This window comes from Winogradskyella flava (assembly GCF_014243395.1).
Classification (GTDB): Bacteria; Bacteroidota; Bacteroidia; order Flavobacteriales; family Flavobacteriaceae; genus Winogradskyella; species Winogradskyella flava.
Genome location: NZ_JACLCP010000001.1, coordinates 816,085 through 835,433, shown reverse-complemented (window position 1 = coordinate 835,433; position 19,349 = coordinate 816,085). Strand labels below are relative to the sequence as shown.

Annotated in this window: 14 protein-coding genes; 7 read left to right on the top strand and 7 right to left on the bottom strand. The window is 34.1% G+C overall.

Features of this window, described 5'->3' with window-relative positions; genetic code table 11:
* Positions 1-35 precede the first annotated feature (35 nt).
* Entirely contained in the window at positions 36-2,678 is a 2,643-nt protein-coding gene (gene cphA, locus H7F21_RS03640) for a cyanophycin synthetase (protein ID WP_185787860.1), read from the bottom strand.
* Positions 2,679-2,770: 92 nt separating this feature from the next.
* Between cphA and H7F21_RS03635 the strand changes: the two genes are divergently transcribed.
* The gene (locus H7F21_RS03635; protein ID WP_185787859.1) at positions 2,771-3,634 is read left to right on the top strand and encodes a cyanophycinase; all 864 of its coding nucleotides are present in this window, start codon (positions 2,771-2,773) and stop codon (positions 3,632-3,634) included.
* Between the two features lie 113 nt (positions 3,635-3,747).
* On the opposite strand, the gene H7F21_RS03630 is transcribed toward H7F21_RS03635, so the two are convergent.
* Both H7F21_RS03630 and H7F21_RS03625 read right to left on the bottom strand, forming a co-directional pair.
* Positions 3,748-5,547: a ribonucleoside-diphosphate reductase subunit alpha gene (locus tag H7F21_RS03630; protein ID WP_185787858.1), complete on the bottom strand. Its 1,800-nt coding sequence runs from the start codon at positions 5,545-5,547 to the stop codon at positions 3,748-3,750.
* 7 nt (positions 5,548-5,554) lie between these two features.
* Positions 5,555-6,844: a ribonucleotide-diphosphate reductase subunit beta gene (locus H7F21_RS03625; RefSeq protein WP_185787857.1), complete on the bottom strand. Its 1,290-nt coding sequence runs from the start codon at positions 6,842-6,844 to the stop codon at positions 5,555-5,557.
* An 828-nt stretch (positions 6,845-7,672) separates the two neighbouring features.
* Here H7F21_RS03625 and H7F21_RS03620 point away from each other — a divergent pair.
* Both H7F21_RS03620 and H7F21_RS03615 read left to right on the top strand, forming a co-directional pair.
* Positions 7,673-8,407, top strand: coding sequence for a LytR/AlgR family response regulator transcription factor (locus H7F21_RS03620; RefSeq protein ID WP_185787856.1), 735 nt, complete (start codon positions 7,673-7,675; stop codon positions 8,405-8,407).
* Positions 8,408-8,424: 17 nt separating this feature from the next.
* Positions 8,425-10,353, top strand: a complete 1,929-nt coding sequence (locus H7F21_RS03615) for a tetratricopeptide repeat-containing sensor histidine kinase (protein WP_246431412.1) — start codon at positions 8,425-8,427, stop codon at positions 10,351-10,353.
* Positions 10,354-10,358: 5 nt separating this feature from the next.
* On the opposite strand, the gene H7F21_RS03610 is transcribed toward H7F21_RS03615, so the two are convergent.
* The gene (locus H7F21_RS03610; protein WP_185787855.1) at positions 10,359-11,072 is read right to left on the bottom strand and encodes a DUF4412 domain-containing protein; all 714 of its coding nucleotides are present in this window, start codon (positions 11,070-11,072) and stop codon (positions 10,359-10,361) included.
* A 119-nt stretch (positions 11,073-11,191) separates the two neighbouring features.
* Positions 11,192-11,758 (bottom strand): DUF3109 family protein, encoded by a 567-nt coding sequence (locus H7F21_RS03605; RefSeq protein WP_185787854.1) that lies wholly within the window; start codon positions 11,756-11,758, stop codon positions 11,192-11,194.
* Positions 11,759-11,847: 89 nt separating this feature from the next.
* On the opposite strand from H7F21_RS03605, the gene H7F21_RS03600 reads away from it, so the two are divergent.
* Positions 11,848-12,429: a MarC family protein gene (locus H7F21_RS03600; RefSeq protein ID WP_185787853.1), complete on the top strand. Its 582-nt coding sequence runs from the start codon at positions 11,848-11,850 to the stop codon at positions 12,427-12,429.
* A gap of 275 nt (positions 12,430-12,704) precedes the next feature.
* On the opposite strand, the gene H7F21_RS03595 is transcribed toward H7F21_RS03600, so the two are convergent.
* On the bottom strand, positions 12,705-13,172 hold the full coding sequence (locus tag H7F21_RS03595; protein ID WP_185787852.1) for a DUF6252 domain-containing protein: 468 nt from the start codon (positions 13,170-13,172) through the stop codon (positions 12,705-12,707).
* Positions 13,173-13,319: 147 nt separating this feature from the next.
* On the opposite strand from H7F21_RS03595, the gene H7F21_RS03590 reads away from it, so the two are divergent.
* The 3 genes from H7F21_RS03590 (at position 13,320) to H7F21_RS03580 (ending at position 16,259) form a co-directional block, all read left to right on the top strand.
* Positions 13,320-13,859 (top strand): RNA polymerase sigma factor, encoded by a 540-nt coding sequence (locus tag H7F21_RS03590; RefSeq protein ID WP_185787851.1) that lies wholly within the window; start codon positions 13,320-13,322, stop codon positions 13,857-13,859.
* Position 13,860: 1 nt separating this feature from the next.
* A complete protein-coding gene (locus tag H7F21_RS03585) occupies positions 13,861-14,568 on the top strand; it encodes a hypothetical protein (RefSeq protein ID WP_185787850.1) in 708 nt (235 codons plus the stop codon).
* Positions 14,569-14,633: 65 nt separating this feature from the next.
* Positions 14,634-16,259, top strand: a complete 1,626-nt coding sequence (locus H7F21_RS03580; protein WP_185787849.1) for a T9SS type A sorting domain-containing protein — start codon at positions 14,634-14,636, stop codon at positions 16,257-16,259.
* Between the two features lie 42 nt (positions 16,260-16,301).
* Here the strand turns inward: H7F21_RS03580 and H7F21_RS03575 are convergent, their stop codons facing one another.
* Positions 16,302-19,325: a CHAT domain-containing protein gene (locus H7F21_RS03575; protein ID WP_185787848.1), complete on the bottom strand. Its 3,024-nt coding sequence runs from the start codon at positions 19,323-19,325 to the stop codon at positions 16,302-16,304.
* Positions 19,326-19,349 lie beyond the last annotated feature (24 nt).

Sequence of the window (19,349 nt, the reverse complement as noted above, 5' to 3'; positions counted from 1 at the left end):
AAAAAAGCCGAAACATTAGTTTCGGCTTTTTTTTGTTAATCTATTAAATGTAACTCGCCTTTTGATTCTTTTTCCTTTAGTTCTTTAACTAAGTCCAAAGCATCGGGAATGACATCACTGCAAAGAATAATCAATGATCCCTTAACTGCATTTTTAACAGCGAATTTTATTGCCTCACTTTCTGATGGTATGATGGTTGTCTTCTTATTTGGGTCTTTCATTTTAATACCATCATCTAACATTTTAATTAGTTCCTCTTCTGTCTTACCTCGTAAGCGTTTGTCCTGTCTAATGATAATCTCATCAAACATTTCGGCCGCAATACTTCCCATTTCGTTGTTATCCTCTACACGACGATCTCCAATTCCTGCGATGATCCCAACTTTTACAGTTGCCTCCAACTCATCGGTAAACTTCTGAAGCGCACGCATTCCTGCGGCATTATGTGCATAATCCAGCAAAATATTAAAGTCATTAAACTTAAATAGATTTAAGCGACCTGGTGTCTGCGCCGCTGAAGGAATAAAAGTTTCCAAACCGGCTTTCATATCTTCTATACTGATGCCTTGAACATGAGCAGCCAAAATTCCAGCCAACACGTTCTGGATCATGAATTTTGCTTTTCCTCCATAAGTCAATGGAATGTTTTCAGCTCTCATAATGCGCATTTTCCACTCGCCTCTGCAGATGGTCACGTAACCATTTTCATAAATTGCAGTAATGCCATGTAGACGCTGTAAAGCCTTTATTCTTGGGTTATTCTCGTCCATAGAAAACAAAGCCACATTACAATCCAGGCTTCTACGCATATCGTAAACCAAATCATCATCGGCGTTTAAAATAGCATAGCCATCTGGTAAAACCGTTTCGGGTACAACACCTTTAACCTTTGCCAATTGCTCTATCGTATGAATCCCTTTGAGTCCCAAATGATCAGCTGCAACATTAGTAACAACAGCAACATCACATTTTTTAAAGCCCAATCCTGCACGTAATAATCCACCTCTAGCACATTCCAATACTGCAAAATTTACTGTAGGGTCTTTAAGCACAAATTCTGCGCTTGCAGGTCCTGTGCAATCTCCGGTCATTAATAGTCTGTTCTGTATATAGACACCATCACTTGTGGTATACCCCACACGATAGCCTTTCATTTTAGCTATATGTGAAATTAAGCGTGATGTGGTTGTCTTTCCATTAGTACCCGTGATTGCAATTATTGGAATACGACCTGTGTCACCTTTTACCGGAAATAATTTATCAATTACTGGTGCAGCAACATTTCTCGGTAAGCCTGTTGTGGGGGCCAAATGCATTCTAAAACCAGGTCCCGCATTCACTTCCAATACTGCGCCACCTGTTTCAGATAATGGTTTTGAAATATCTGTGGTCATAATATCTATTCCACAAATATCCAGGTCTATAATTTTAGAAATGCGTTCTGCCATACTTACATTAGCCGGATGCACAATATCCGTGATATCTTCTGCTGTACCACCAGTACTTAAGTTCGCTGTATCTTTTAAAACAAGTTTTTCACCTTCATCTAGTACAGATTGCAATGTATAACCAGCGTCTTTTATAATGGTTTTAGTTAATTCATTAACCGTAATTTGTGTCAAGACTTTCTCATGACCATATCCCCTGCGTGGATCTTTATTGACTTCGTCAATTAATTCCTGAACTGTTGATTTTCCGTTTCCTATAACATGTGCAGGAGATCTCAAGGCAGCCGCAACGAGCTTATTATTAATTACCAATAACCTGTAATCTTCTCCAGTTATAAATTTTTCTATAATGATAGCACCACTTCGTGAACTTTCCTTAGCATGCCTAAAAGCTACTAATGCATCTTCATAATTTTGAATGTCAACGGTAATACCCCGACCATGATTTCCATCAATAGGTTTTATGACTAATGGATAACCAACATAACGACAAGCCTCTTCTAAGCTACGCTCACGCCTAATAATATCACCTTTAGGAACTTCTACCTCCGCTTGTTCTAGCAAATACTTAGTATCTTCTTTATCGCAAGCCAACTCTACTCCAATACTACTGGTTTCGCTTGTTACAGTAGCTTGAATACGTTTTTGGTTAGCACCATAGCCTAATTGACAAAGTGAGTATTTGTTCAATCTAATCCATGGAATACCTCTGGCTTCTGCCTCAGCGACTATAGAGCCCGTACTTGGTCCGAGACGATCTGCTTCACGTAGTTCACGCATTTCCTGAATGTCTCCTGCCAAATCATAGTCTTCTCCAGAAATTAGAGCTTCACATATCCTAACTGCAGCTTTAGCCGCATAACGACCAACCGACTCTTCCATATAGGAGAATACTACATTGTAAACACCTTCTTCACCATAACCACGAGTTCTACCGAAACCCGTATCCATTCCTGCGAGCGTTTGGATTTCTAATGCAATATGCTCGATGACATGCCCCATCCAAGTGCCTTCGTCTACACGCATAAAAAAACCGCCTTCACAACCTTCTGAGCAACGATGTGAATACATTGAAGGAAACATTGCTTTTAGTCGCTCAGGGAAACCATCTATTTTATTAGAAGGCAATTCCTCCATGTCTTGAAGGTCTAATACCATTACAATTAATTTATGTCGTCGGACTGACCAATAATTTGGTCCTCGCATAGCATTGATGCTTCTTATCTCCATGATAGGTGGTTTTAGTTAGTGAAAGATTATAAATATAGTATTTTTCAATAGAAAATTTGCCTTATTTTTGACCAATATTTTAGACTTAAATTATGCAGAAAGCAAAAGGAACGCTGATACCAATTGGTGGAAATGAAGATAAAGGTATTGAAGCTGATGAAATGTACACGCTTGAATTTATAGAGGAAGGAATTCTGTATCATGTCGTAAAGGAAGCTGGCGGGAATGGCGCCAATATTGTTGTAATTCCCACTGCATCTAGTATTCCCGTAGAGGTTGGCGAAAATTATTTAGCGGCATTTTCGACTTTAGGTTGTAAAAACGTGGAAGTCTTGGATATTCGTTCTCAAGAAGATTCTGAAACCGAACATGCTATTTCCTTGATTAAAAATGCAGATTGTGTGATGTTCTCTGGTGGCGACCAATCTAAAATTAGAGATAAAATTGGTGATACGACCATCCATAATATTTTAGCAAAGCGTTACGAAAACGAAGAGGGTTTTGTGATTGCCGGTACCAGTGCTGGTGCTATGGCTATGGCTAAAGAAATGATTGCAGGAGGCAGTGCTTCTGAATCCTTTATTAAAGGCGCTGTTAACATGTATAATGGCTTAGGTTTGATTCCTGAGTTAATTATAGACACTCATTTTATTAGACGTGGTCGTTTTGGGAGACAATCGGAGGCTGTAGCCAAATTCCCAAATCTTATAGGTTTTGGTTTAGCTGAAGATACTGGTATGATTATTAAAAATGGTAATGACTGTACTGTGATTGGCTCTGGAATGGTGATTGTTTTTGATGGCAGCACCTTGACGCATAACAATGAAAAAATCTTAAAAGAAGGCACACCAATGACCATGGCGAATATGATCGTACATGTGCTTTCTAATGGCGATGAATATGATATTGAAAACCGAAAGGTAAAAGTGCTACCAATAGAAGCACCTTTTATTTAATTAGTATTTATTGTAAACTTTAAAACTATCCTAGATCATTATAATAAAAAAGCATCTCGTTTCTGAGATGCTTTTTTTAATTTTAATTAAGATTCCTTTTTCAAAGGAATACTTTAGCCTTCACAACTAGCACATTCTTTCTTTTGTTTGAATTTCTGTGCAGCGTTCATGCTATGTTGGTAGTACAATGACTTCACACCTAGCTGCCAAGCAGTGACATAAATTTTATTGATATCCTTAACTGGCATATCTGGGTGTACCATAATATTTAAAGACTGTCCTTGATCTATGTGGTTCTGTCTATTTGCCGCCTGATAAATGATAGTCATTTGGTCAATTTCAGAATAGGTTTTAAAGACGTCTTTTTCAAGTTCTGTTAAGCCTTCTAAGTGTTGTACCGAGCCATCGTAATCACGTATACTTTTCCAGATCTCAGGCGTATCCATTCCCTTTTCTGCTAAAAGTGCTTTTAAGAATGGGTTTTTAATTGTTGTCTTGATTTTAGCAATATCCTTAACATAACTGTTAGACCATATTGGCTCAATACCTTGAGATACTTGTCCTAAGATAAATGCAGAAGATGTAGTTGGAGCTACAGCATTCAACGTCGCATTACGTCTTCCGTATCCTTTCAATACCTCTGGCTCTCCAAACAGTTTTGCCAACTCTTCAGAGGCTTTAACCGACTTCTCTTTTATGGTCTTAAAGATTTCGCTATTAAGGTTAAAAGCTTCAGCACTATCAAACGGTAACATTTTTGATTGTAATAAAGAATGCCACCCTAAAGCTCCCATACCAAGCGCTCTATTTTCCTTAGCGAAGTTATAGGCTTTCTCCATGAATAGGAATGTCTGCTGATCATCACGATCTGGTGAATCTCTAAACACTTCAAGTTTTGTTACAAATTCTTCCAAAACTGCATCTAAGAAATAGATCATAGTTTCTACAGCATCCGTATTTTTCCACTTGTCGTAATGCAATAAATTTATTGAAGATAATACGCATACAAAAGACCATCTATCGTTTGTTGGCAACATAATCTCCGAGCACAAGTTACTCGCATAGATTTCATGCTTGTTCTCCTGGTAAACTTCAGGTGCTGTATTATTCGCATTATCCTTAAAGAAAATATAAGGATACCCTATTTCACCTCTTCGTTGCAATACTTTCGCCCAAATAGCTCTTTTTTCTGTATCACCATCGATCATTTCTTGCATCCATTCATTGCCAACAGTAACACCATGTGTTAACTCTTGTATTGGATTACCTTCTGTTCCAATTTCTAAAAATTCGTGTATATCATTATGTTCAATTGGTAGATATGGGGAAAAACGACCTCTTCTTACAGAACCCTGACTTACGACATCAACCATTTTTTCGAACAGCTGCATGATATGCACAGCGCCTGAAGATTCTCCGTTATTTTTTACTGGAGCGCCTCTATGACGAAGTTTACCGAAATACCCAGATGTACCGCCTCCTAATTTAGACATCATTCCAACTTCTGATTGCGTGTAAAGTATATCACCCATATCATCAGAAATATGCGAACCGAAACAACTGATTGGTAAGCCACGTTTTTTACCAAAATTAGACCACACAGGTGATGCTAATGAGTAAAAACCTTCTGCCATATAACCATAAAACTTATCTGCAAAACCGTCAATCTTTAAGATTCTTTCTGCATTATCAGCTATTTCTCTAATTCTTGCCTCAGGTGTGGCACCTTCAGTAAGGTAACCAGATGATAAAAATTTACGACTATGATCTGTGAGCCATTTTATTTCGGGCTCTGTTTTTGCCTCTTTAATGGCTTCTTTTCTGGCTTTAATTAATTCATCATGTGGTGAAGTTATTGTAGATTGAGGGTTTACTACTTGGTTTTCGAGGTTTAAGTTAGTTTTGTCGTTCATGGTTTAATTAAAATAAGTCGTCGCTAGTTATACTTTTAGTTCTTTTGCTATAGTTAATAGAGCGTTTCACAAAGAAATCGCCGTGTTTAGTACCAATAATTTCATCATCAAACCATTCGGTTTGTTCTAATAGGCTATTATCAATTTCAAATACCTTTTCGATACCTATACTTTCTAATGAATTATTGAACCTGTTTTTTATAAATTCATTGATAACATTCTTAGGTAGGAAATCCAACTCACCTGCTTCAAAAATCCAATCCACAATTCTACTTTCAGATTCAAAAGCCTCTTGACACATTACCTTAACAATCGTATTGTATTCTTCTCCAAACCACGTAGGGTTTTCGTCTTTAATAATTCTGATGACATCGATACCAAAATCGCCATGTATTTGCTCTTCTTTAGAAGTTGCTTCCACCACATTAGAAATACCTTTAAGCATGTTCTTGTGTTTGTTGAATGCCATGATGATTAAAAATTGTGAAAACAATGATACATGCTCGATGAAAAGCGAGAACAATAAAATTGATTCTGCGTACTCCTTGTTATCTTCGCTTTTGGCATTTTTTAAAGCCGTTTCCAAATAATGCACTCGACGCATTATCACTGGATTCTTCTTTAACCTTTTAAACTCATTATTAAGGCCCAGAATTTCCAATAAGTGAGAATAAGCATCATGGTGACGTACTTCACTTTCTGCAAACGTCGCTCCTACAGATCCTATTTCTGGTTTTGGCATTTTATGGTAGATATCTCCCCAAAAAGATTTCACTGCAACTTCAATTTGAGAAATCGCTAGCATTGTATTCTTGATTGCATTTTGCTCTACTACCGTAAGCCTTGTTTTAAAATCCTGAATATCGCTTGTGAAATTAAATTCTGAGTGTATCCAATAGGAATGTCTAATCGCATCAACATATTCGTTTAATGCTGGATACTCGTATGGTTTTAAATTAATACGTTTTTCAAAAATATTCGTCTTTCTATTTCTGGCCTGCTCATCTCTATATAGAATGTAGGCCTTAGCGACATCCAAAAACTGGCTATCCATGAGTTTAACCTCAACGAGATCCTGTACCTCTTCAACAGTTGGCACATATTTATAGTCTTTACCTTTTCTGTCCAATAACTCTTGCAATACTTTAACAGCAATGGTATTGGCATCTTCTTTGGTACCGTTACCAACAGACATCATTGCCTTTTCAACGGCATTAGAAATTTTATTTAAAACAAATGGACTTGTTTCATAATCTCTCTTGATAATTTCCGTGATCTCTAATTGTTTGGTTTCCATAGTTTGTTCTTAATTTTAGAGGCTAAACGGGCTTTGGAATAATTGATTGATTATCCCTAATCCTATTAGCAAATGCTGTAAATTGTGTTAAATTTTCCCTTTATGAGGAATAAAAATGGACGTGAAATTTTCGAAAAACAGAAATTTCTAAAATAGAACTAAAAATTGCTATTAAATCTGTTTTCTACTTTGCCCTGAACAAAGATTGATAATTGTCTTTAAAATTAAAAGCCAATACCATAAACGTTGTCAACAAGTTTTTAACAAACCAAGGTATTGCCTATAAAACCTAATGTTTTGTGAAATTTAATTTTAACTATTTGAAAATCAATTATTTAAGATGTACGTCTGAATTATAATTACGTAAGTTTAATCATACAAAAATAACGACTAGTAACCGTGTTTATTGATGGTTTTATAATTTAATTGTCAAAAATGTAAAACAAAAAAGAGCGTTCAAAAAACGCCCTTTTTATCCCTAATAACTAACTAAGTAATGAAAAAGCAACCCTAAAATTGCTTATATTAAATTAACACCCAAAATTGAAAATCCTGATCTTTAAAATCCTGATTTTTTCCATTTGAGTTTAAATATTGAGAACAAACCCCCATTTATGCTCAATATTTGGTCAGTTTCAATTCAAATATCACCATTAATCGGTTGATTTTTTAATCGCAATGTATAATTGGTAAAAAAAAGTGTATAAATGGAAAATTAAAATTTAGACTACAAGTTTTCGGCATTTTATACAGAAAACCTTACATCGTATACATAAAAATCCTGTCAAACTTAATATATGTATATATTTATATTCTATAAATTTAGCCATGTTAAAAGCAGTTATAGTTGACGATGAGCCTAAGGCCATACAAAGTTTAATTTGGGAGTTAAGTAACTTCAAGGAAGACATCGTAGTTGCACAATCCTTTACAAGTCCTGAGGACGCATTGAAGTATTTAGCTTCGAACACACCTGATTGTCTGTTCCTGGATGTACAAATGCCTACCATTGGTGGGTTTCAGTTTTTGGAGCAGTTAGAGCAGATCAATTTTGCGGTCGTAATAACTACAGCCTACGATGAATATGCTATTAAGGCTTTAAAACATGAGGCCATTGATTATCTTTTAAAGCCTATTGATTCTGATGATCTAAGGGAAACTATTGCTAAAATAAAAAAGCATAGTGATCGTAACCTCAATGCCGAAAAATTAGAACGCATGCTTTCTAATTTTAATTCTAAATTTGACAAAAAACGCATTACTATCAATACAGATGGCAAATTATTGTTTTTAGATGTAGATGATATTATCTATGTAGAATCCGATGGTAATTATAGCACACTTTTTCTTAACGAAAAAAAGAAAATAGTTATTACAAAAAAACTGAAAGAAGTTGATGCGATTCTGCCTGATCACTATTTTTTCAGAATCCATAACTCATACATCATTAATCTCAATAAAATAAAGGCCTTCATAAAAAATGAAGGTTATGTGGTCATGGATAGTGACCACAAAATCCCTGTTGCCAGACAAAGAAAATCTGATTTTCTTGAAAAACTATAATCCAAAACTGTATTAGATTGATTGCTAGGCTCCCATATCGTTTTTCATTTTTTATGTTCCTTGCTCTGTGCTGTGCACTAAACGGAAATGGACAAGATTTGAACTTTGAAACCGCATTAGATCATCTTACGAAAAATCAACCAAAAACCTATATTGGCATAGACTCTATGCTAGAAGCTTTTGAAAAGGACAGTTTAAAGATGAAACGGGTACTAGAAATTTCAAGGCTTAAAGCCTATAACCACGGCAGTAGTTATGCGCTAAACACCCTTGGCATCATTAACAGAGACATTTCTAATTATGACAAATCCATAGCGCTTCATGAAGAAGCAAAATCCTTTGCAGACAAGGCAGATAGTGACGAGTTAAGAATTGTAAGCCTTAATATGATTGGCGTAGCTTATAGGCGCATGGATATTATAAAATCCGCTTTAGATTATCATACTGAAGCTTTAAAGATTGCATATGCGATTAAAGATCCTACACCAACCGTAGAATATAATATTGCAGTATCTCAAAATAGTATTGGTAATATTTATTTAGCACTCAAGCAATATGATGTTGCATTGATCCAGTTTAAAAAATCGCTCCAAATAGAAGAAAAAGCAGGTAATAAATTAGGCTTGGCCATTAATTATCATAACATTGGCTATGCAGAAGACGCCAAAGGTAATCTTGACATTGCCCTAGCCAATTATGAAAGATCATTGTTTTATAACGAAGCTATAAATTCTGATGTCGGCAGAATGATTTGCTTTAATAGTATTGGTAGCATATATCTTAAAAAAGAAGATTATAAAAAAGCGGAACCCATCATTAGAGACGCACTAAAAAAAGCATTGGCACTAAAAGATCAGTTCTATATAGCCTCATCTTATATTAATCTAGGGCAATTAGAACTGGCACTTAATCAAATTTCTGAAGCTGAGAAAAACGTCAAAAAAGGTATTGGTGTCGCCCATATCTATAATTTAAAATCGTCTGTTGCTGATGGTAGTAAACTGCTTTCAGAAATCAATCAAAAGAAAGGAAATTATAAGGCTGCCTTAGAGTATTATCAAAATGCAGTGGACATTGAGAATACCATATTGACAGAGCAGAATCTTCAGTATGTTAATGATATTGTTCTTGAATATGAAAACGAAAACAAAAACAATCAAATAAAAGCTTTAGCCTCAGAAAACGAAGCCGTTAGAAAACGTTTGGAGCGCAACAAAAGTATCTTTTGGTATTCTATGTTGGCATTGCTAATAATGGGTATTGCATTGTTCATTATTAACAGAAATAGGAGTCTAAAACGCGATAAACATATTTTAACTTTGGAACAAGACATGCTGAGAAGTCAGATGAATCCTCATTTTATCTTTAATTCATTGAATTCCATAAAACTATACATTATAAATAACGATAAGGAAAACGCAGTTTATTATCTCAATAAGTTTTCAAAATTGATTCGTAAAATACTAATTGCATCAAAGGAAAAAGAGTCCACTCTACAAGAAGAACTAGACACCATGCAACTCTACATGAATATTGAAAATATTCGTTTTGACAATGAAATAGATTTCACAATCGATGTTGATGAGTCCATAAATACAGAGGTGACTAAAGTACCTTCCTTAGTCTTACAGCCGTTTTTAGAAAATTCGCTTTGGCATGGGCTATCATCCAAATCCAATGACAAAAGAATTGACTTAAATGTTTATAAAAACAGGAAAGGCTACATCACTTTCGAAATTGTCGATAATGGTATTGGCCGTATTGCCTCCAAAAAAATCAAGGATAACAAAAAGCTAAAGCGAAAGTCTGTTGGCATAGACATTACAAAAGCACGTTTGGCCAACTTCTCCAAGGCATTTGAAAATTCCTATTCCTTGGATATCGAAGATCTTTATGACAATCATACCGCCATAGGTACTAAGGTGACTCTAAACATACCATCTTAAACAGCCTATCCTCCAAAAGCACTCATCATTGAGCCATATTCTGTAGTGTCAATTGAGAAACCGGTTTTTTCTAACCCTGTGCATTCCATAGTCATACTGTTTTTGGATTTCTTTTTATCTTCAAAAATCATTTTCATCATTAGGCCATTTTCTGCATATTTTTTCATTAAAGCAGGATTGAAACCCTTAGGCATATTTTTAGTATTGCTACCAAAAACTTGATTGAAACTCACAGTTACGTCATCTGTTATGTAAAAAGTAATTTTATGCTTATCATTTTCACTTATATAGCCCTCGCACTCATAGCCATTTATGGTCTCGGAATCTATTTCAGTAAATGTATAATCAGACATGTCTTCATCAGAGTCCAAATCCGAAGGTTTTATCTTTGTTTTTTGTACTACTTTTTTACCCATCATCTCCATAAACATTGCAGTGACTTCTAGGTCAGTGTCCATAACCATAAACATTTTAGTGTCTTTACTGCCTTTAGACATTTCTTCACTGTCAAATCCAAAATACTTAGCGTCTTCTTTTAAATAATAATCAAATGTTATGTCACCTTTTTTATGGGTCATCTTAAGCTTATAGATGTAGTCAAAGTCGTAAGTATCTGGCAACTTTACCTTACTGGCTTTTCCGAATTGTGCTATAGTTGTCTGTGTCACTAACAAACAGATGACAAGCATACCTAAATGTTTTGGCTTCATTACTTTCATAATTACTGAATTAAATTATTGTAAAACAGTAAATTACATTTTTCATCGAGAGCTATAAAACCTTAATGTATAGTTGGCTTGAAATTTTGTATAAATAGATAACGTATACCTTTTAGGAACTACTGCAGCGTTTCCGCAACTTTCTCAAGTTCTGCGTACCAATCTTCTCCGAATTTTCTAATCAGAGCTTCTTTCACAAATTTGTAGATAGGCACTTGCAATTCCTTACCAAGTGAACAGGCATCATCGCAAATTTCCCAACGCTCATAATTAACTCCAGAAAATTCAGAATAATCTTTAACTCGGACCGGATACAAATGGCAAGACACAGGTTTCTTCCAATTTATTTCACCTTGGTTGTAGGCTTCTTCAATAGCACAAAGTGCTGTGCTTTTTTCATCAAAAATAACATACGCACATTCTGCGCCATTAATGAGAGGAGTTTCTAAGTCACCAAAGGCTGTAGTTACAGAAGTACCCTGTGCCTCGATGACCTCGATACTTTCTTTTCTAAGAAACGGTTTGACTTTTGGATAGATGTCTTCGAGAATTTTTACTTCATCTTTATCTAGTGGAGCGCCAGCATCACCGTCGACACAACAGGCACCTTTACAAGCCGACAAATTACATACAAAATCTTTCTTGATAATGTCCTCAGAAACGATTGTTTTCCCCAATTGAAACATGCCGCAAAAATAGATAACTTTACTGTAATTTAATATTGAAAATTAGTAATTAAGTCGCACCTTTGCGGCAAATTTCAAAATTGAATGTAATGGAATTAAATTTCAAGGAAATATTTACAGCATTTATGGTGCTTTTTGCCGTAATTGATATTATTGGCAATATTCCTATTATTATCGATTTACGTAAAAAGGTTGGACACATACAAAGTGAAAAGGCGTCTCTTATTGCTGGTGTCATTATGATCGCATTTTTGTTCTTGGGGAAAAGTATGTTGTCTTTGATTGGTATTGATGTAAACTCCTTTGCTGTTGCTGGTGCCTTTGTCTTGTTTTTTATTGCACTAGAGATGGTTCTGGGCATTACGCTTTATAAAGACAATGACGATGATGCCATTACAGCTTCCGTATTTCCGCTGGCATTTCCACTGATTGCTGGACCAGGAAGTTTAACTACACTTTTATCATTACGAGCTGAATTCAGAACAGAGAATATAATCGTTGCCGTTATTATCAACGTCATATTTATCTATATAGTTCTTAAAACCTCCGCAAAGATTGAACGCGTTATAGGAAAAAATGGCATTAACATTATAAGAAAAGTTTTTGGTGTAATTTTGTTAGCCATAGCAGTGAAGTTATTCGCTGCAAATATTAAAGTTTTATTCACATAATACTTACACTATTATCATGAAAATATTTACTGCTGTCTTGTCAATCATTGCATTCGCCTTAATTGTCTTTAATTCGACCAAGTTGAATTTTGATGCACTTTTTGAAGGCGAAAGCTACACAGCAATTTTGACTATTATTGCTGCATTATGCGCTATAATTTTATTGCAGATTCTTAGAATTTCTAAGAAAATCGAAACTTTACAAAAAAGAAAATAGTGCACTTAAACACATTAAGGTATTTAAACACACTATTGTACGCAACTCAAATATTATATCACAGTTCGTCATACGAAGAACTGAAACGACCTTCTGTTATATTATAGCTTGTCCCTCCAGAAGCTAGCGGTTCAGCAATAAAATTAAATGTTCCTGAAACGGTTTTTGCCTCAGGATCATGGGCCGAGATAGTAAGGGTTCCTTCTGAGGCCACTGCACCATCACCATTATTGGAATCATAACTTCCAATAAACTGCAACCCTCCTACAGTAAATGTATCTCCTGCTTCTGCATCAGTAGGAAAATTAATAACCACATTATTACCATTGGCCTCACTGCCGCTTATGGATATGTTAGTTCCTAGAACAACTATAAATCCATTTACGAACTCGGCATCATAATTAGTTCCGTTGATTTTTGCAGTAAAACTTCCGTTTGTACTTTCATTAGAGTTGCCATCATCATTGCCACATGAGGTTGATAGAATTGCAAAAGACATAAATAGAACTGTTGTTAATACTTTCATTTTTAAATACATTTTAATTATTAATAGTTTCCAATTCATGACAACATTGAAAAAAAGTAAACATTAGTCTACAATTAATTTTCAATTGATAATGTTCCCAAATGTTTTTTCTAAATTTGAGTTTACCTTTAAGCCCTAACTACATTAATGATTAAAGAGCCCTCTTTAGATACATTATTAAAAGACAGCGATAAAGCTTTTGAAAGCCTCTATTGTGCTTACAAAGATGATTTTTTAGCCTTTGCTAAAACATTTTCTCTAAAAGACGAAGACATAACAGACATATATCAAGAGGCCTTTTTAAGTTTTTATGAGAATTTGCTCAATGGTAAAATAAAAGAGTTTACAAGTTCCATTAAGACCTATGTGTTTAGTATTGGCAAATTTAAAATCTATGAGTATTTAAGAACGAATTCTAAACTAAAGGTTATAGACACACCTATAAATGCCGAAATTACAATAGATGATTTAAGTTTAGATAATGAAGTCTTAACCGAACGCGAGCAGTTGGTAAAAACGAAATTTAAAAAACTAGGAAAACAATGTCAGCTAATACTAGAACTGTTTTACTTTAAAGGTAAAACTCTAAAGGATATAAAAGATATTGAGAATTATGACAATACCCATGTGGTAAAAAGCCAAAAATCGAGATGCCTGCGAAAACTAAAACAACTCGTAAACGCTTAAAATGAAGCACGAAGAATTAATAGCACTTTATTTTGAAGACCAACTCAACGTACAACAAAAGCTAGAGTTTGAAAATCTATTGCGCATGGACACTACTTTTAAAGCACAGTTTGAGCTAGAGCAACAGGTTAAAACTGCCATTATTTCAGCGAAAAAAGATGTGCTAAAAGCTAGGTTACAGCAATTAGAACAACCAAAGAAATCCTACACGTTTTATCTAACCCGCATTGCTGCTTCCATAATTATTGCTTTAGGAGTTTTTGGTATATGGCAACAAAATACACCTCTTGACAATAACCAATTATTTACTGAGTATTTTGAACCTTATACCAATATTATAGTACCGAGTGAACGCGGCAAAGCAACCGATGACGACAAAACAGAGGCGTTTAGATATTACGATACTAAAAACTACACCCTAGCCTCTGAGAAATTTGAAGATTTATATAAAGCGACTTCTACATCCTACTATTTGTTTTATCAAGCTATTTGCGAGCTACAACTAGAAAATCCATCTAAAGCCATTTTATTATTGGAAACTCACCAGAAATACTCAGATAAAGTGTCAGAGCATCGCAATTGGTATTTAGCTTTAGCTTACCTAAAAGCAAATAGTATAGAACAAAGCAAAGCACTTCTTCAACAAATTATCAGTAAAAAAACTTATAAATACAAAGCTGCAAAAGATATTCTAAAAAAAATAGATTAAACAGGTTTACTTTTTTATAAAGTTGTCATTAATAGAAAAATCAACTTTTTATACCATTGTTCACCATGAAAAAACTATACCTTTTTTTAATATGTTCTTTTATAATTATTTTAAATAGCTTTTCTCAAGCTACACATCTTAAAACAATTAGTACTTCCAATGAAACCAATCAAACAATTAGACCTGGATTGACCTTTAATGGCAATCATTATTTTAGTGCAAGCAAATCAAACTTTTTAACTTTTTCCACGATGTGGAAAACTGATGGAACAGAATCTGGTACAATAGATTTTATTGATTCTGATGATGTTTTTGATGCATCGCCAATTTTTGTATTTAATAACGACCTTTATTATTTAGCAAATGAACTTAATGTTAGGACTATTTATAAAACCGATGGTATTAATAGCATACCTGTTATAACACCAACAGCTACGAGTTTACAAATCGGCTTTGATCATAGAACTGTGGCTACTCTAAATTCCAATTTTATATTTTTCTATGGAGACACTACTACGGGCTTTGAACTCTATAGTAGCGATGGCACCCCTGGAAATATCACTTTAGTTAAGGATATTAGACCAGGTACTGCGAGTAGTTTTCCTAATTATTTTACAAAAATTGCAGGAAATAAAATTGTTTTTACAGCCAATGATGGTACGAATGGCACAGAGCTATGGGTTACAGATGGTACAAGTGCTGGTACGCAATTAGTTAAAGACATCGATACTTCAGGTAGTTCTGGCATTACCAAGCTTACTAGTTTCAATGGTAAGGCCTACTTTGCACAGGGTAATGAGATTTGGGAAAGTGATGGCACTGAAGCGGGTACACAAATATTTTTAAATCTTAGAAGTGATGATACATCAGACCAACCCTTCTATGAATACAATAATGAACTATATTTCACAGCCTACGATACAACATTTAATTTTGTAGACCTTTGGAAAACCAATGGTACTATTACAGGGAGTAGCATCTTGGCATCTGGACTTGAGTATGCAGATGTATTTCAAAAGACAAATACATTACTGTTTTTTGCTGCATATACTAACGCAAACGGTTATGAGCTTTGGCGAACAGACGGCACACCTCAAGGTACCTATTTAACAAGAGACATCAATCCTGGTCCGGAAGACAGTTTAGTTACCGATCCTTCACTAGGTAATGGTGGTGATAAGCTCTTTTTTGAAAGTGTTTTTATAACCAGTAATTCTGTTTTAGAAGATGAGCAAGATGGTGAGCTATGGTCTTCTGACGGAACAGAAGTAGGCACCTTACTAAACACCACTATAGATTCTGGAAGCGGTGAAGGTAATCCTGATGATTTCTTTAACATTAATGATAAACTCATTTTTAAAGCAGATGCCGATGTAAATGGAAATGGTACTAATGCAGGAATCAATTTGTGGATTGCAGATGCCAATCTATTATCCAACACCATTTATACTACAAAGGAAAATAATATTATTTTATATCCTAATCCTGCAAAAGATTATCTCATTATTAAAACTAATAACGTACTAAACATAGAAGAAATAAGCTTATATTGTTTAGATGGGAGAGAGATAGCCAAATACTACAAGTACAATTCAAAAATTTGTATTGAAAATATAGAGTCTGGCACTTATATCCTAAACATTAAAACTTTGGATGGCACTAAAAAATCAGTGAAATTTATTAAAAGTTAACAGTAAATACTTTTGTATTCTTTGTTCTTCAATATACACGCCTTAATTAGTATTAAGGCGTTTTTTAATTGTAAAAATCAGTAAGGCAAGAATTGCTAATACACCAATAATATATACCCAATAATTTGAACCACTCGTAATTGCCGAAGTATCACCAGTTAATACAAAACCTGCCCAATAATAGGGATGCTTAAAGTTTGGGTCTTCTGTAGTTTCTAAATAATACTTCTTAGCGCCTTTTAGAGCCTCACTTTTAGATTGACCCTCTTTAAGGTTCTCATAAAAGCGTTTCATGATAATGGAAGTTTCCTTATCTGGCACACGCCATAAACTGGTCAAAGTGGCATCACTACCAGCGTATTGGAAAGCACGAGAAAAACTTAAGACTCCCTCTATCGGATCAATTCGTCCAAACCCAGTATTACACGCACTTACAGTTGTGAGTTTCGCTTTGAGATTAAGATTATAAATGGCTTCCAGATCTAAATGATCTTCATTATTATTTCCAGAGAATAAAAGTTTAGAATCATATTCATTATCAGAGTCTGTATAGGCATGCATTGCCAAGTGCAATATCTGATAATTAGAAGCCATATTAACGAACGTCTCTTTATCTGCTTCTTTCCCTTTGAACAAATCGCCATTAAATAAAGACGCTACATAAGAAGCCTCTTCAAGAGCAAAAGGTAATTCATAGGCATTACTACTTCTCTCAATGGATTGTCTAAATACATTCTGTCTACTCCTCTCGCTACTATAAGCAGGAGAAAAAGATGCCAGTTGTAAGGTTTCTGAATTGATATCACTTCCTATAATCTTTAGGGACGAATTATAGTTTACGGTAATATTATTTTCCAAAGTTTTATCTACGAACAACTCAAAGGGCAATAGTGAAATCATTCCCTCTGGCACTATTGTTATTCTTGATGCTTTCAAATTTTGTAATATTGGTTTTAAATGAGATGCCATCGAGTTATAACTCTCATCAATATCTTTTAAACCCCTAATATTTTTTAAAAAATTAGAAACATCGTTTGCAATTTTGTCACTACTTCCAAGATTAAAAAATCTAGATTGATCCTTTGAAATCAAAAATGCGTATAAATCATCATAATCATAAAATCTAATGATGGCCTCCTTAGCACCTAGTTTTGATTTTAATTCTGCCATTTCAAATCCCAAAGCATCATTAAGCTTAGTGCTATAAGCGTCTTTTTTTATATCTATTAGAATGTTGGCTTTATTCAACTTAAGACTATCTAGATCCTTTTGTAATTCCTGATATTCTTTATCGGAAGAATTGAATAAGTTAGATCTTACTTGCGCTATTTGGGCATCTACTATATTAAGACTGTCCATTACAATCTGCGCATCCATTGAGTAATCATATTTAATACTATTTATACTATTTTTAATGGTAAGTAAGGAATTTGTGTTTTGCTCTAAAACTTCAATTACACCATCATTATGTGCTGCAACATTCTCTATAGACAAATCCAAATTTTCTCTACATTTCAAAAGATTAGTATTAATATTATTAATGAGATCTCTTTCTAAAGAATTGAAATTAAACTGACTTTTATTTACATCTACTAACATGCCCGCTAGAAAGGCTAACTTATAAGACGTACTAAACAATTGCTGATCTTTTGATTTAAACGCTTGTTCTAACAACAAATTACTAATACTTATTGAAGTTTGTGCAGTATGCAAACTCCCATATAATCTATTCTTAAAATCTTGGTTCAGAGAACTAATGGTATTTAAACTATCAATTTTATTTCTATCTAAGAATGACATAATAATATTATCCAATTGAAAACTGTCATTCTTCAACAAAGCAAACTTTATCTTATGAATCGCATTTTTATTTAAAAAATCACTCTTATTAAATTGTGTTGCTAGTTTTAATTGCTCGTCTATAAAATAAGGCAATGTGTCTAAGCTTAGAGGCTTAAAATTCTTCAAAATTTCCAAATCGTAGGCATATAGGGCAAATGTCCTGTCACGATCTATATTAGATTCACTTAACTCTAATAATTTATTTATTCTTGAACTTAATGATGATTTATCAATAGCATCATTTTCTAATTGAATTTTAGTAATTCTATACAATATAGACGTATAAAAAATATTTTTATACGGATTGTCCTCATCTATTAAATTATAAATAGTATTTGCATTTTTTAAGGTGACTTCAAGTGTTGAGATTTCATTATTGATTTTTTGCATTTTAGACTCTAAATCTAAGATCATCAATTGATCTATATATTTGTTAGAATCTACAAGAGATTTCCAATGCTCGATATGACTTTTAGCTTTTTCATACTCTCCTAATTCAATACAGACATCTGCCAAATTACTCAAAGCGTATGGTAAAAACTGCTTGGCTTCCTCAGATATATTATCTTGTTTAAGATAATCTTCAAAATCAATTAGTGCTTCTCTGAGAATCTTACCATTTTCAAGCTCTTGAGCAGACAGAATAAGCTGTCTGTAATTCACTAATTGAGCAGTTCGGAGTTGATTTTCTAAACTGTCGGCTATTTTCTCATTTAACAAAGAATCTATGGTTTTTTTAATCGGAAATATACTTTCCCGAAGGGCTTCTAAGGGCTTGCCAACATCCAAAAGTGAATAACCCAAATTAGAAGTAGCCATTAACAACTTACTATAATTTTTGTTATTGTATGTTTTATATTTTTCAATAAATTCCTTATTGAATTCAATATTTTCATCTAACTGTCTAGCCTCATAGGTAAATACATCCAAATAGCTATACAAATTACTCAGGTCTTTTATTGGAAGTCGTTCTATTTTGCCATATATAGCTTTAGCACTATCCAACAGTTTCTTTGTATCGTGATTAAACTGGCCTTTTCGTATTCTCGCGATAGCGTCATTTAGTACAGAACGACCTTGAGATAGATTTAAACTGTCTTTCGCGGAAGAATCAATTTGAAAGGTGCTCGAATTTAAAGAATTGCCGGGTTCAAGTATTTTCTTACGAGACAATACCAATGATAATAAAATCAATGAAAAAAATAAACCAATAATATATTTCATAATAAATAATAGCTAAAAAAAGAC